This window comes from Klebsiella sp. JN_Kp122 (assembly GCF_040062085.1).
In the GTDB taxonomy this organism is placed as follows: domain Bacteria; phylum Pseudomonadota; class Gammaproteobacteria; order Enterobacterales; family Enterobacteriaceae; genus Klebsiella; species Klebsiella aerogenes.
In genome coordinates this window covers 48,153-60,985 of record NZ_JBEAHW010000043.1, presented here as the reverse complement: position 1 = coordinate 60,985, position 12,833 = coordinate 48,153, and the positions used below count along the sequence as shown (strand labels likewise).

The window sequence follows — 12,833 nt, the reverse complement described above, 5'->3', positions numbered from 1 at the left end:
GTTGTATTTATTTCTTTTATGTTGCGATTTTGTAACCATGGCGATGAAATGTACAATGGCTTTTCGGGCATAGACATAACCTGGAGGTTATCGGCTGATGGCGAACTGGACGCAAAAGTTGAAGCTGCAGCATTTGAAAATGCTGGTGGCGCTGGGTGAGCAAGGCAATCTCACGCAGGTCGCGAAAATGATGAATATTACCCAGCCCGCACTCTCTAAGTGGCTGACGCAATTTGAAGAAGAAGTCGGCATGCCGCTCTTTGAGCGCCACAGTAAGGGCCTGCGCCCTTCGGAAGGCGGCAAACTGCTGCTTCAGCACGCCCAGCGGCTAATCAACGATATGTCGCGCTCGCAGTACGAGATCGAGCGCTTTAAGCAAGGCGGACTGGTCGGCAGCCTGATGATCGGCTGCTCTCCCGTGGCGACAGACTGCGTGGCGCAGGCGATCCTCTCCCTGCTTAAAGAGATGCCGACCCTGCATCTGAATATCGAAGAAAAAGTGATGACCCCGCTGCTGCACGACCTGCTCTCCGGCGTGGTCGATGTGGTCGTCGGACGTGTTGGCGGCCGCGCGCTGGAACTGCCGCTCAACTATCGTGTGCTCTATACCGAACCGGTGTGCTTCGTCGCCCGTCCCGACCATCCGCTGGCTAGCATGCCGCGTCTGAGCTGGGCAGATCTCGCAGCCTGGCGCTGGATAGTCTGGCCTACCGGCACGCCCATTCGTCAGAGCATTGATAACGCGCTGGTCGATAACGGCGTCATGCTGCCGGAGAATACTATCGAGTCAGCCTCGATGAATGTCACCAGCAATTTGCTGCAAAGCAGCGATATGCTCTCTATTCTTTCTTTGCGGCTGGCGCAGCATTACGCCGAACATCGGCAGCTGACGATTCTGAATTTGCCGCGTATTGAACAAAAAGGTAGCGTTGGGGTGTTCTGGCGCAAAAGCGAAGTACCATCGCTGGCGCTCACTCGTTTTCTGCACTACCTCGCAGAATAAGGCCGCTGTTCCCATTTTCTATGCTGACGATGCGTAGAATTCATGATGTGATCGGTAGCACATTTCAGGGTTTAATTGTATGATGAATGGCAGTTCATCAAGGGTTATTACCATGAGTAAGTCGCTGAATATTATCTGGCAGTACGTGCGAGCTTTCGTCCTGATTTACGCCTGCTTGTATGCAGGCATTTTTATCGCCGGGCTACTGCCCATCACGATCCCCGGCAGCATTATCGGCATGCTGATTTTGTTCGTGCTGCTGGCGCTGCAAATTATGCCGCCGCAGTGGGTCAACCCCGGCTGCAACATTCTGATTCGCTACATGGCGCTGCTGTTCGTGCCTATCGGCGTTGGCGTAATGCAGTACTGGGATTTACTGCGCGCGCAGCTGGGCCCGGTGGCGGTGTCCTGCGCCGTCAGTACTTTATTAGTCTTTTTGGTGGTGAGCTGGAGCTCGCATCTGGTCCACGGTGAACGCAAAATCATCGGGCAAAAAGGAAGTAAAAAATGATCCATGAAATGTGGTGGTCGCTACCGTTAACGCTGATTGTCTTTTTCCTTGCCCGCAAGCTGGCGGCGCGGTTTAAATTTCCGCTGCTCAACCCGCTGCTGGTCGCCATGGTGGTCATTATTCCTTTCCTGCTGGTCACCGGTATTTCTTATGAACGCTATTTTGCCGGCAGCAAAATCCTTAACGATCTGCTGCAGCCGGCGGTGGTTGCGCTGGCCTTTCCGCTATATGAACAACTGCACCAGATCCGCGCGCGTTGGAAATCCATCATCACCATCTGCTTTATCGGTAGCTGCGTGGCGATGATCACCGGTACCACCGTCGCTCTGCTGATGGGCGCCACCCCGCAAATAGCCGCTTCCATCATGCCAAAATCCGTCACCACGCCAATTGCCATGGCGGTCAGCGGCAGTATTGGCGGTATTCCAGCGATTAGCGCCGTGTGCGTCATTTTCGTTGGGATCCTCGGCGCAGTGTTCGGCCATACGCTGCTTAACGCCATGCGTATTCATACTAAAGCATCCCGCGGCCTGTCGATGGGTACCGCCTCGCACGCCCTCGGCACCGCGCGTTGCGCCGAACTGGACTACCAGGAAGGGGCGTTTAGCTCGCTGGCGCTGGTACTGTGCGGAATTATTACCTCGCTGGTCGCGCCTTTTCTGTTCCCGGTGATCGTCGCTGTTGTCGGATAATTGTGATTTGAATCACATTTATAAATGCAACAAATTAGCGTTGCATAAACAATGAGATCTATGTCACATATAGGTCCCGTGCGGGCCCGTACACTAGCTTCCCATTACATTGTTATGAGGCAACGCTATGCACTCTCGTTTTCAAGCTGCTTTGACTAATCTGGCGGCAGACCTGCAGGCGGCCATCGCCCCGATGCTCGCAGACCCGCACTTCCCGGCGCTGCTCGAAGCCGATCAGGTGGCGACGCTACAACAAGCAACAGGTTTGGATGAAGACGCGCTGGCCTTTGCGCTACTGCCGCTTGCCGCCGCCTGCGCCCGCGCCGATCTTTCTCACTTTAACGTTGGCGCTATCGCCCGCGGCGTGAGCGGTCGCTGGTACTTCGGCGGCAACATGGAATTCCTCGGCGCCACCATGCAACAGACCGTCCACGCGGAACAGAGCGCCATCAGCCACGCCTGGCTACGCGGCGAAAAATCCCTGCGCGCCATTACCGTCAACTACACGCCTTGCGGCCACTGCCGCCAGTTTATGAATGAACTGAACAGCGGTCTGGCGCTGCGCATTCATCTGCCGGGTCGCGAAGCGCACTCCCTGCAGCACTATCTGCCGGACGCCTTTGGCCCGAAAGACCTGGAAATCAAAACTCTGTTGATGGATGAGCAGGATCACGGCTTCCCCCTCAGCGGCGATGCGCTCACGCAGGCGGCTATTCAGGCGGCGAACCGCTGCCACGCGCCGTACAGCAACTCCCCTTCCGGCGTGGCGCTGGAGCTGAAAGACGGCACCATTTTCTGCGGCAGTTATGCGGAAAACGCGGCGTTCAATCCAACACTACCGCCGCTACAGGGCGCGCTGAACCTGCTGAGCCTTAACGGTTACGACTATCCGGATATCCAGCGCGCGCTGTTGGCCGAGAAAGCCGATGCATCGCTTATCCAGTGGGATGCGACCGTCGCGACCCTGAAAGCGTTGGGCTGTCAGAATATCGACCGCGTGCTGTTAGGTTAATTAGCCTGATAGCCTGAGCAGATTGCCGGATGTGCCTTTGGCTTCTCCGGCCTGGATTCGGTAATCTGCCATATTGCTGAAAATCCCCGCAATTAAACGATGGTTTCTTGCGCTTACCCGGCGGGTAAAGTAGCCTGAAGCTTCCCTCGTCCACCATTGAGTCAAGTTCATGTTAAAGCGTGTGTTATACAGCCTGTTAGTCCTGCTCGGCCTGCTGCTGTTGACCGTGCTGGGTCTTGACCGCTGGATGAGCTGGAAAACCGCGCCCTATATTTACGATGAGCTGCAGGATCTCCCCTACCGCCAGGTGGGCGTGGTGTTGGGCACTGCCAAATATTATCGCACCGGCGTGATCAATCAGTATTATCGTTATCGGATCCAGGGCGCGCTCAACGCCTACAATAGCGGTAAGGTTAATTATCTGCTGTTAAGCGGTGACAACGCCTTGCAAAGCTATAACGAACCGATGACCATGCGCCGCGATCTCATCAAAGCCGGCGTCGATCCGGCGGATATCGTGCTGGACTACGCCGGTTTCCGCACCCTCGATTCGATCGTGCGCACCCGCAAAGTGTTCGATACCAATGATTTTATTATTATCACCCAGCGCTTCCATTGCGAGCGCGCGCTGTTTATCGCCCTGCATATGGGGATTCAGGCACAGTGCTATGCGGTGCCTTCGCCGAAGGATATGTGGACCGTACGTCTTCGCGAGTTTGGCGCCCGATTTGGCGCGCTGGCGGATCTCTATATCTTCAAACGCGAACCGCGTTTCCTCGGGCCGCTGATCCCCATTCCGGCGCAGCAGCATGAAGTTCCGGAGGATGCGCAATCCTACCCGGCGGTCACGCCCGAGCAGTTACTGGAGCTACAGAAAGAAAAATAGCCGCCGTCGTTTTATCGAATTTCAGGCATAAAAAACCCGCGCCAGGCGCGGGTTTTTTATATGTTCAATCTTATTTCTTACGCGCGTACTTCAGTGAATCCAGCGCCACGGCGAAGATGATAATCGCCCCTTTAATAATGTACTGCCAGTATGGATTGACGCCAATGTAGGTCAGACCATAGTTGATGACGGTAAAGATAATGACCCCGGTCACCACGCCGAAAACCGTACCCACGCCGCCGCTGAAGGAAACGCCCCCCACCACGCAGGCGGCAATCGCATCCAGTTCGTACATAAAGCCGAGGTTGTTGGTCGCCGAACCGATACGTCCGGCTTCCAGCAGCCCGCCGAAGGCGTAAAACACCCCGGACAGGGCATAAATCATCAGCAGGTTCAGCGCCACGTTAACGCCGGAGACACGCGCCGCTTCCGGGTTGCCGCCGATAGCGAAGATGTTTTTACCGAAACGGGTTTTATTCCACAGGATCCACACGAAGAAGATAGCGATCAGCGCGTAGAATGTAATGTACGACAGGCGGAATGAACCTAAAGCGACAAAGCCCTGGGCAAACTGCGAGAAGTGGCTGTCGAAACCGGAAATCGGCGACGCGCCGACAAAGTCGTAGTACAGGGAGTTGATACCGTAAACGATAATCATCGTCCCCAGGGTAGTGATAAACGGCGTCACGTTGAGATAGGCAATGACGATACCGTTAATCAAGCCAATCACCGCGCCGATCGCGCAGACCAGCAGAATCACCAACGGAATCGGCATGGTCGCCATCTCCGGGAACACCTTGTTGGCGTTATCCACCGCCTGCAGCATGGTAGCCGCTACCACCGCCGCCAGACCCACCTGACGTCCGGCGGAAAGGTCGGTCCCCTGGGTGACAATCAGCCCGGCGACGCCGAGCGCGATGATAATACGTACCGAGGATTGCGTCAGGATGTTACTTAAGTTCAACAGACTTAAGAAGGTCGGGTCCTGGAAAATAATAATGGCCAGTAAGACCAAAAGTACAACGTAAATCCCACCCTCTTTCAGGTAAGTGAGGAAACTCTTTTTATTTAACGCACTCATGGAAAGCCCCTGATCTCAAAGGTGCAATGATGCAAGACGCAGAATTTCATTTTGCGTCGTGGTTTTGGTCTCAACAATTCCGGCAACCAGCCCGTTGCTCATAACCAGTATACGGTCGGTAATTCCCAGCAGCTCCGGCATTTCAGAAGAGATAATAATGATGCCCTTATCTTTTTTGGCCAGTTCGGCAATCAGCTGATAAATTTCGAATTTGGCCCCGACGTCAATCCCGCGGGTCGGTTCATCAAGCATTAATATTTCCGGTTGGGTTAATAACCAACGACCGATAATAACCTTCTGCTGATTCCCGCCGGACAGCGAACCGATTTGCGTTTGATGGCCTGGGGTTTTAACCCGCATGGAATCGATAACCCATTGGGTGTCGCTTTTCATCCGCGAATTATCCAGCAGACCGACCTTGTTTTTATACTTCTTGATATTTGATATCAGCGAGTTAAAACCAATATCGAGGTAAGCATAAATTCCCGTCGAGCGACGCTCTTCGGTCACCAGCGCAAAGCCGTGGTTTATCGCCTCGTTAGCGCTATGGTTATTAATTTTTTTGCCATGCAGGGTAATTGTGCCGCTGGCCTTTTCGCGGATGCCAAACAGCGTTTCAACGATATCGGTACGTTTAGCGCCCACCAGTCCGGCAATGCCGAGGATTTCACCTTTATGCAGATCGAATGAGACATCGCGAATTGACGGCTGGCGCAGCGAGGTCAGGTTACGAACTTCAAGGATTACTTCGCCCGGTTTGTTTTGTTTATCCGGAAAACGCTGGTTCAGCGAACGGCCAACCATCATCGCGATGATCTTATCCATATCCAGCCCCTCCAGCGGCTGGGTGGCAATCCACTGACCATCGCGCAGGATCGTAATCTCATCGCAGAGCTGAAATATCTCCTCCATTTTATGGGAGATATAAACAATACCGCAGCCACGCTCTTTCAGCTTGCGGATTATTTTAAACAGGTGATTGACCTCTTTTTCTGTCAGCGATGAGGTAGGCTCATCCATAATGACGATTTTCGCGTCATAGGAGAATGCTTTCGCAATTTCAATCATCTGCATCTGCGATACCGATAAAGTCCCCACGCGAGCGCGCGGATCAATATCAATATCGAGTTCATCAAATATCGCTTTGGTATCGCGATACATTTTATCCTGATCGACAAACATGCCTTTGATGGGGTAACGTCCCAGCCACATGTTGTCCATGACCGAACGTTGAAGTACCAGGTTTAATTCCTGGTGCACCATAGAAATACCGTTTTCCAACGCTTCTTTCGCCGAATGGAAATCGATCTCTTTTCCCTGAAAAAGAATACTGCCGGAATCTTTTTGATAGATTCCAAATAAGCATTTTAATAATGTCGATTTACCCGCGCCATTCTCCCCCATTAATGCATGGATAGAGTGCGGACGAACCTTCAGGTTGACATTATCAAGAGCTTTAACGCCGGGGAAAGATTTGTTGATGTCACTCATTTCCAACAAATATTCGCCCGACTGTACGCTATTATTGCTGACCATAGTTATACCTGGCTGCGTTCGTGCCGATCCGCGACGATAAGTTATATCGCAGCAAAATCGGCTTCGGTATCAGGAATAATCGGGCGCGCGAGCGCGCCCGCAATGCATGAAGAACTTATTTACCGATAAACTGGCTGAGGTTGTCTTTATCTACGCCTACGTACGGTACGCGGACAATCTTATTCTCAATTTTCCAGTTGGTGCCAGCAGCGGGCTCTTTGCCGTCAGCCAGGTTCTTCGCCAGATCGAAGGTCGCTTTGGCCTGGTTGTTGGCGTCGTTCAGCACGGTACCGGCCATCGCGCCGGATTTCACCAGCGCCAGCGCTTCAGGCAGGGCATCGACGCCGAACACCGGAATGCTGCTCTTGTTATGCGCTTTCAGCGCTTCTACCGCGCCCATCGCCATCGCATCGTTGTTCGCGATGACCACTTCGATTTTGTTGGCGTTCGGGCCGGAGAGCCAGGCGTCCATTTTATCTTTCGCTTGCGCGGTATCCCACATGGCGGTATCTAACGCCAGTTGCTGAGTTTTAAGACCTTTTTCATTCAGCTCTTTGATAACGTAGGAAGTACGCGCTTCGGCATCCGGGTGGCCCGGCTCGCCTTTCAACAGAACAAACTGAATCTGACCATCTTTGTTCAGATCCCAGTTTGGATTCGCTTTCCAGTGTTTGGCGATAAGATCGCCCTGGATAATCCCGGATTCTTTGGAGTCGGTACCCACATAATAGGCTTTATCGTAGCTATCCAGCGCCTTGCGCGACGGCTCTTTGTTAAAGAACACCACCGGCACATTTTGCCCACGCGCTTTGTCGATAACCGTACCCGCCGCCGCCGGGTCAACCAGGTTGATGGCCAGCGCCTTCACCCCTTTCGCCAGCAGCACGTCGATCTGATCGTTCTGTTTGGACTGATCGTTCTGCGAGTCATTCATCAGCAGTTGCACGTCCGGCGCAGATTTGCCGTCTTTTTCGATCGCTTTACGCACAACGGACATGAAGTTGTCGTCATACTTGTAGATCGTAACGCCGATACGGGTATCCGCGGCATGCGCTGCGGCGCCAAAAAGCATGCCAGCCATGACGGCGGACAGAGCTAAGACCTTCTTATTCATGGAATCTCCGGTTTTATTATTTTGCATCGTTTTTTTTGGCGTGAAGATAGCTGGCGGGAGTTGTTACATTAGGGTTACCGCACAACGATATTCACAACGTTAATTCTGTCTTCCGTGTAGGGTAACGCTCCAGAAAAACGGCTTCATCAAGTGCCTAACCTATTGTTTAAGATGATATTTTAAAACATCACCTGTACAGTCTGGTTCGGACTGGTCAACGCTGCCATCATAAACAGCTGAATGTTAATATACTGTGAATTTACTCACAGATTGAAAGCGGTTACATCAGCTAATAGATTCAGTTAGTGATCGGCCCCACACTTTGCTTTTGCGTCACCGAATGGCGCCGCACCAGCGTGGGCATAAAGCAGTGGCTGGCCTCGCTATCGAGTTTCCCTGCCGCCCCTTGTAGCGCCAGTTCGGTAGCCAATTTCGCCATCGACATAATGGGATAGCGCACGGTAGTCAACTGCGGATCGGTGTAACGGGAAATGGGAATGTCATCAAAACCAATCAGCGAGAGATGCTGCGGCACGGCAATACCGTTATCCTTGAGAGTGGTTAACGCCCCGGCAGCCATACTGTCGTTATAGGCAAACACCGCGGTCAGGCCTAAATTACGCCCCAGCAGTTCTACCATCGCCGCTTCACCGCCCTGCATATCCGGCGAACCCGAGCCCACCCAGCTATCCGGCGCGATAATGCCCTGCTCCTGCAGCGCTTTACTCCACCCTTCGCGGCGCAGTTCATCATCTTCAATGCCGTGGTTGGAAGAGAGATAGCCAATCCGTTGATGGCCGTGATTGAGCAGCATCCGCGTAGCCATTAGCGCGCCGCTGACGTTATCGAGACCCACGCAGCGGTGCGCGAAGCCCGGCACAATGCGGTTTATCAGCACCATGCCTGGAATATGCTGCATAAAGTCGCCAAGTTCGGCATCGCTTAACGCTTTCGAATGCACGATAAGCGCCGAACAGCGCTGGCGAATCAGCACCTCAATGGCGTTACGCTCTTTTTCAGCTTCATGGTAGCTGTTGCCGATTAGCACATATTTCTGATGCTGCTGCGCGACGGTATCCACCGCTTTCACCAGCGCGCCGAAAAAGGCGTCTGACACATCCATCACCACCACGCCAATGGTATCGCTAACCTGGGTCGCCAGCGCCTGGGCATTGGCATTCGGCCGATAGCCCAGTTGCGCGACCGCCTTCATCACTGCCTCCCGGGTATCCGGGCTCACCAGCGCGCTGTTGTTCAGAACCCGTGAAACCGTCGCCACGGAAACCCCCGCCTGACGGGCGACATCACGAATGGTGATCATACATACCCGCCTTTATCGCATTGCAATACGTCACACCCACCTCCTGTGTTCAGCAAGGTGGCTATTCTGGCAGCGACGCGCACCGCGCTACGTGAGTGAGGTCACACGGCTGGAAACGGTTACATCCATTTTGTTAATGATTGTGATCGAGATCGTTATACAGATGTATCTTTGGATGATGTCCCTGAGGCTCTCAGGGTTAACTGACGCCATAGCCACTCAACGGGCCCCTGGCGGAAATGACGCAGCCAAAACTGCGAGAAGAGGAGATTAACGGCCCACACCGCCGGCACAAAGGCCAACAGCTGTAAACGGTCAAATTTCATAAACAGGCCCAGATGATAGAACAGCGTGGTGCAGATCAGGGTTTGCAGTAAATAGTTACTGAGCGCCATCCGCCCAACGCAGGCAATCGCCCCAACCAGACGAAAGCGGCATAATTGCGGCCAGAATCCCCACGCCAGCGCGGCATAGCCGATGGTTTGTAGCGGCGCGCCAAGTTCACGCGGCGCCTGCAGCAGAAAACCGCACCAGCGGTAGTCCCATTGCAAATACCACTGCGCGGCGATGGCCGGCACATTTACCATCATTCCGGCAATAATCAGCACAGCCCCGACGCGGCGATAATGGCTAAGGCTAAACTGCCCTTTCAACCAGCCGCAGCGCATTAGCGCCGCGCCCATTAGCATCATCCCCGCCAGCTGCCAGCCATACTGCACGCCAAGCGCCACCAGGTTATCGGACAGCATATCCGCGCGATTGCTCACCGCCTCCAGACCGCCTTTGAGCTTCCAGAACTGCTCATACTGCACATTCGCGGCATCGGGCACCCATGACCGGCTGGCGCCGTTGGCGGAAATTAATCCCAACAATACCAGCACCGCAATACCGATGAGATAAAGCACGACGCCGGTATTAAATAGCGATTTGACATGATGGGCATCGCGCACCATGCGCCAGGCAATCAGCCCCACCAACGCATAGGCCAGCAGAATATCGCCGTCCCAGAAAAAGAGACCGTGAATAAAACCAAGCAGGGCAAGCAGCGTTAGCCGCGACTGGATCCAGCGTTTACCGCGTACCAGCAGCATTTGCAATCCGGCGCCGAACAGCAGAGCAAACAGGGTGAGGAATTTTACCTGCGCAAACAGGTCGAGGATTGCCCAGCTCCAGGCGTCGCTCAGCGAAATACTCCCGGCCCAGGCCGGATTCAGATAGGCCGCCTTCGGCAAGCCGAAGGCGGTGATATTCAGTAGCAGAATGCCGAGGATGGCGACGCCGCGAACGAAGTCCAGCGTGACGTTTCTCTCCATGCACCCTGCTCCGAATTAATTATGGTGACGTACGGCGCGCAGGAACTCCTGGCGGGTATTCTGGCTGGATTTAAACAGACCGCCAAGCGAAGTGGTGGTCGTGGCGCTGGTCGCATCGCGGATGCCGCGCGCTTTCACGCAGTAATGCACCGCGTCAATGGATACCGCGACGTTGCTGGTACCGAGCAAAGTCTGCAGCGCGGTAAGAATCTGCTGCGTCAGGCGCTCCTGCACCTGCGGACGCTGGGCAAAGAACTGCACGATGCGGTTAATTTTCGACAGGCCGATTACCGAATCTTTCGGGATATAAGCAACGGTCGCTTTGCCGTCAATCGTCACAAAGTGATGTTCACAGGTACTGGTCAGCGTGATATCTCGGACCGTCACCATCTCGTCAACTTTCATTTTGTTTTCAATAACGGTGATTTTCGGGAATCTGGCGTAATCCAGACCGGAGAAAATCTCATCAACGTACATTTTTGCGATGCGATGCGGAGTTTCCATCAGGCTGTCGTCACTGAGATCAAGATTCAGCAGTTGCATAATCTCAGTCATGTGCCCGGCGATCAGACGCTTGCGCGTTTCATTATCAATTTCTTGTACTGGCGGACGCAGCGGCGTCTCCAGCCCACGAGCGACCAGCGCTTCATGAACGAGTATGGCTTCTTTACTCAATGATGACATTTAGGTTCTCCTGCAGGTGTGGCGCTCTTTGCTCTTCTGAGGGCAAAGTTTGCACTCATTGTGCGTGAGGTGGCGCACATAATCCAGTAGCCGTCACGATAATTATTGAAATTGGCGCAACCTTTCATTTTTACCGCTGCGGTTGGACGTTGTCGATGCGCCACGCCAGCGAGCCCCGCCGCTACCGCGCGCAATCATAAGTACTGTAGATGTTCTGAGATGTTCTTTATAACTCGTATTAATGATGCAATAGCTTTGCGCGACGGGAAAGTGAAAGTTGCTCACCGGTTAATGAAATATCTGTATTATTAAGCATTACACATAGATACCCGAGGAGCCCTGCATGGAACTGCTTGAAGAGCATCGCTGTTACGAGGGTCGACAGCAACGCTGGCGTCATCACTCCAGTACCCTGAACTGCGCCATGACGTTTAGCATCTTTTTACCGCCGGCGACGGAAACCGCCCCGCCGCCGGTGCTGTACTGGCTATCCGGTTTGACCTGCAATGACGAAAACTTTACCACTAAGGCCGGCGCTCAGCGGATAGCCGCCGAACTTGGCATTGCGCTGGTGATGCCCGACACCAGCCCGCGCGGCGATGACGTCGCCGATGATGCCGGTTACGATCTCGGTAAAGGCGCAGGTTTTTACCTCAACGCCACTCAGGCGCCGTGGGCGGCGCATTTTCGCATGTACGACTACCTGCGCGATGAGCTGCCGCAGTTAATTAACAACCAGTTTCAGGTCGCCGACCGTTGCGCCATCAGCGGCCACTCGATGGGCGGCCACGGCGCGCTCATCGTGGCGCTGAAAAACCCAGGGCGCTTTACCAGCGTCTCGGCCTTCGCGCCGATCGTCAACCCATGCAAAGTTCCGTGGGGACAAAAAGCGTTCAGCGCCTATCTCGGCGATGATGAGGCGACCTGGCAGGAGTGGGACAGCTGCGCGCTGATGCAGGCAAGCCAGGCCGGGGATGCCATTCCGACTTTAATTGATCAGGGTGACGCCGACCAGTTTCTTGGTACCCAGCTGCAGCCCGCGGTCCTTGCAGAGGTGGCGCGACAGAAACAGTGGCCGCTGAGCCTGCGTATCCAGCCCGGCTACGACCACAGCTACTATTTCATTGCCACCTTTATAGAAGATCATCTGCGCTTCCACGCGGAGCATCTGTTTAAGTAACCCTCTATTTCCCTCCGCCGGGCATGCTCCGCTTGCCCGGCTTTATATCTTCGTCAGGAACTATCTTGTCGCTACGGGCGATAATTTGTTATTTAAAACACAACATATATGATTTAGCATATATGTACCTCCATGATAATCTGGTCAACCATGATAAAGCCTATCCAGCTGTTTAAAATCCTGGCGGATGAAACCCGTTTAGCCATCATCATGTTGCTGCGTGAGTCCGGCGAACTGTGCGTCTGCGATCTGTGTGCCGCCACCGGGCAATCCCAGCCGAAAATATCTCGCCATATGGCGATATTACGTGAATCTGAACTGGTACTCGACCGCCGGCAAGGGAAATGGGTGCACTATCGCCTCTCGCCCCATATGCCGGCCTGGGCGGCGGAGATCATTGCCACGACCAGGCAGAGCATGAGGGAAGATATTGACGAATGGCGCAAGAAAACAGCGTGCGCCACCTGTTGATACATATATATAGAAACGCATATATCGGA

Annotated in this window: 13 protein-coding genes; 7 read left to right on the top strand and 6 right to left on the bottom strand. The window is 53.8% G+C overall.

Annotated features, from left to right (window positions below):
* Nucleotides 1-97: 97 nt before the first annotated feature.
* The 5 genes from ABLU78_RS18195 to sanA all read left to right on the top strand — a co-directional run bounded on the left by ABLU78_RS18195 (nucleotide 98) and on the right by sanA (nucleotide 4,104).
* Complete coding sequence (locus tag ABLU78_RS18195) at nucleotides 98-1,003, top strand: LysR family transcriptional regulator (RefSeq protein ID WP_323806363.1); 906 nt, start codon at nucleotides 98-100, stop codon at nucleotides 1,001-1,003.
* Between the two features lie 112 nt (nucleotides 1,004-1,115).
* The gene (locus ABLU78_RS18190) at nucleotides 1,116-1,514 is read left to right on the top strand and encodes a CidA/LrgA family protein (protein WP_020078292.1); all 399 of its coding nucleotides are present in this window, start codon (nucleotides 1,116-1,118) and stop codon (nucleotides 1,512-1,514) included.
* Nucleotides 1,511-2,206: a CidB/LrgB family autolysis modulator gene (locus tag ABLU78_RS18185; RefSeq protein ID WP_015365717.1), complete on the top strand. Its 696-nt coding sequence runs from the start codon at nucleotides 1,511-1,513 to the stop codon at nucleotides 2,204-2,206. The genes ABLU78_RS18190 and ABLU78_RS18185 overlap by 4 nt, the downstream gene beginning before the upstream one ends.
* Before the next feature lie 127 nt (nucleotides 2,207-2,333).
* The gene (gene cdd / locus ABLU78_RS18180; RefSeq protein ID WP_015365716.1) at nucleotides 2,334-3,218 is read left to right on the top strand and encodes a cytidine deaminase; all 885 of its coding nucleotides are present in this window, start codon (nucleotides 2,334-2,336) and stop codon (nucleotides 3,216-3,218) included.
* Nucleotides 3,219-3,387: 169 nt separating this feature from the next.
* Nucleotides 3,388-4,104 carry an outer membrane permeability protein SanA gene (gene sanA / locus ABLU78_RS18175; RefSeq protein ID WP_015365714.1) on the top strand — a complete coding sequence of 239 codons (717 nt, stop codon included), beginning with the start codon at nucleotides 3,388-3,390 and terminating at the stop codon, nucleotides 4,102-4,104.
* A 70-nt stretch (nucleotides 4,105-4,174) separates the two neighbouring features.
* On the opposite strand, the gene mglC is transcribed toward sanA, so the two are convergent.
* The 6 genes from mglC to folE all read right to left on the bottom strand — a co-directional run bounded on the left by mglC (nucleotide 4,175) and on the right by folE (nucleotide 11,153).
* Nucleotides 4,175-5,185, bottom strand: a complete 1,011-nt coding sequence (gene mglC / locus ABLU78_RS18170) for a galactose/methyl galactoside ABC transporter permease MglC (protein ID WP_015365713.1) — start codon at nucleotides 5,183-5,185, stop codon at nucleotides 4,175-4,177.
* A gap of 15 nt (nucleotides 5,186-5,200) precedes the next feature.
* Nucleotides 5,201-6,721, bottom strand: a complete 1,521-nt coding sequence (mglA, locus tag ABLU78_RS18165) for a galactose/methyl galactoside ABC transporter ATP-binding protein MglA (protein WP_045412265.1) — start codon at nucleotides 6,719-6,721, stop codon at nucleotides 5,201-5,203.
* A gap of 115 nt (nucleotides 6,722-6,836) precedes the next feature.
* Nucleotides 6,837-7,835, bottom strand: coding sequence for a galactose/glucose ABC transporter substrate-binding protein MglB (gene mglB, locus ABLU78_RS18160; RefSeq protein WP_015365711.1), 999 nt, complete (start codon nucleotides 7,833-7,835; stop codon nucleotides 6,837-6,839).
* A 298-nt stretch (nucleotides 7,836-8,133) separates the two neighbouring features.
* Complete coding sequence (gene galS, locus ABLU78_RS18155) at nucleotides 8,134-9,156, bottom strand: HTH-type transcriptional regulator GalS (protein ID WP_015365710.1); 1,023 nt, start codon at nucleotides 9,154-9,156, stop codon at nucleotides 8,134-8,136.
* Between the two features lie 155 nt (nucleotides 9,157-9,311).
* The gene (gene yeiB / locus ABLU78_RS18150; protein WP_047054144.1) at nucleotides 9,312-10,469 is read right to left on the bottom strand and encodes a DUF418 domain-containing protein YeiB; all 1,158 of its coding nucleotides are present in this window, start codon (nucleotides 10,467-10,469) and stop codon (nucleotides 9,312-9,314) included.
* Between the two features lie 15 nt (nucleotides 10,470-10,484).
* Nucleotides 10,485-11,153 carry a GTP cyclohydrolase I FolE gene (gene folE, locus ABLU78_RS18145; RefSeq protein WP_015365708.1) on the bottom strand — a complete coding sequence of 223 codons (669 nt, stop codon included), beginning with the start codon at nucleotides 11,151-11,153 and terminating at the stop codon, nucleotides 10,485-10,487.
* A 343-nt stretch (nucleotides 11,154-11,496) separates the two neighbouring features.
* On the opposite strand from folE, the gene fghA reads away from it, so the two are divergent.
* Nucleotides 11,497-12,333, top strand: a complete 837-nt coding sequence (fghA, locus tag ABLU78_RS18140; protein ID WP_048229080.1) for an S-formylglutathione hydrolase — start codon at nucleotides 11,497-11,499, stop codon at nucleotides 12,331-12,333.
* Nucleotides 12,334-12,483: 150 nt separating this feature from the next.
* Nucleotides 12,484-12,804 carry a metalloregulator ArsR/SmtB family transcription factor gene (locus ABLU78_RS18135; protein WP_045376776.1) on the top strand — a complete coding sequence of 107 codons (321 nt, stop codon included), beginning with the start codon at nucleotides 12,484-12,486 and terminating at the stop codon, nucleotides 12,802-12,804.
* The last annotated feature ends 29 nt before the right edge of the window (nucleotides 12,805-12,833 follow it).

Bases quoted from the DNA above. Each gene is read 5' to 3' on its own strand.
- galS (WP_015365710.1), bottom strand. From the start codon at position 9,156: ATGATCACCATTCGTGATGTCGCCCGTCAGGCGGGGGTTTCCGTGGCG.
- ABLU78_RS18185 (WP_015365717.1), top strand. From the start codon at position 1,511: ATGATCCATGAAATGTGGTGGTCGCTACCGTTAACGCTGATTGTCTTT.
- cdd (WP_015365716.1), top strand. From the start codon at position 2,334: ATGCACTCTCGTTTTCAAGCTGCTTTGACTAATCTGGCGGCAGACCTG.
- folE (WP_015365708.1), bottom strand. From the start codon at position 11,153: ATGTCATCATTGAGTAAAGAAGCCATACTCGTTCATGAAGCGCTGGTC.
- ABLU78_RS18195 (WP_323806363.1), top strand. From the start codon at position 98: ATGGCGAACTGGACGCAAAAGTTGAAGCTGCAGCATTTGAAAATGCTG.
- yeiB (WP_047054144.1), bottom strand. From the start codon at position 10,469: ATGGAGAGAAACGTCACGCTGGACTTCGTTCGCGGCGTCGCCATCCTC.
- mglA (WP_045412265.1), bottom strand. From the start codon at position 6,721: ATGGTCAGCAATAATAGCGTACAGTCGGGCGAATATTTGTTGGAAATG.
- fghA (WP_048229080.1), top strand. From the start codon at position 11,497: ATGGAACTGCTTGAAGAGCATCGCTGTTACGAGGGTCGACAGCAACGC.
- mglC (WP_015365713.1), bottom strand. From the start codon at position 5,185: ATGAGTGCGTTAAATAAAAAGAGTTTCCTCACTTACCTGAAAGAGGGT.
- ABLU78_RS18135 (WP_045376776.1), top strand. From the start codon at position 12,484: ATGATAAAGCCTATCCAGCTGTTTAAAATCCTGGCGGATGAAACCCGT.
- mglB (WP_015365711.1), bottom strand. From the start codon at position 7,835: ATGAATAAGAAGGTCTTAGCTCTGTCCGCCGTCATGGCTGGCATGCTT.
- sanA (WP_015365714.1), top strand. From the start codon at position 3,388: ATGTTAAAGCGTGTGTTATACAGCCTGTTAGTCCTGCTCGGCCTGCTG.
- ABLU78_RS18190 (WP_020078292.1), top strand. From the start codon at position 1,116: ATGAGTAAGTCGCTGAATATTATCTGGCAGTACGTGCGAGCTTTCGTC.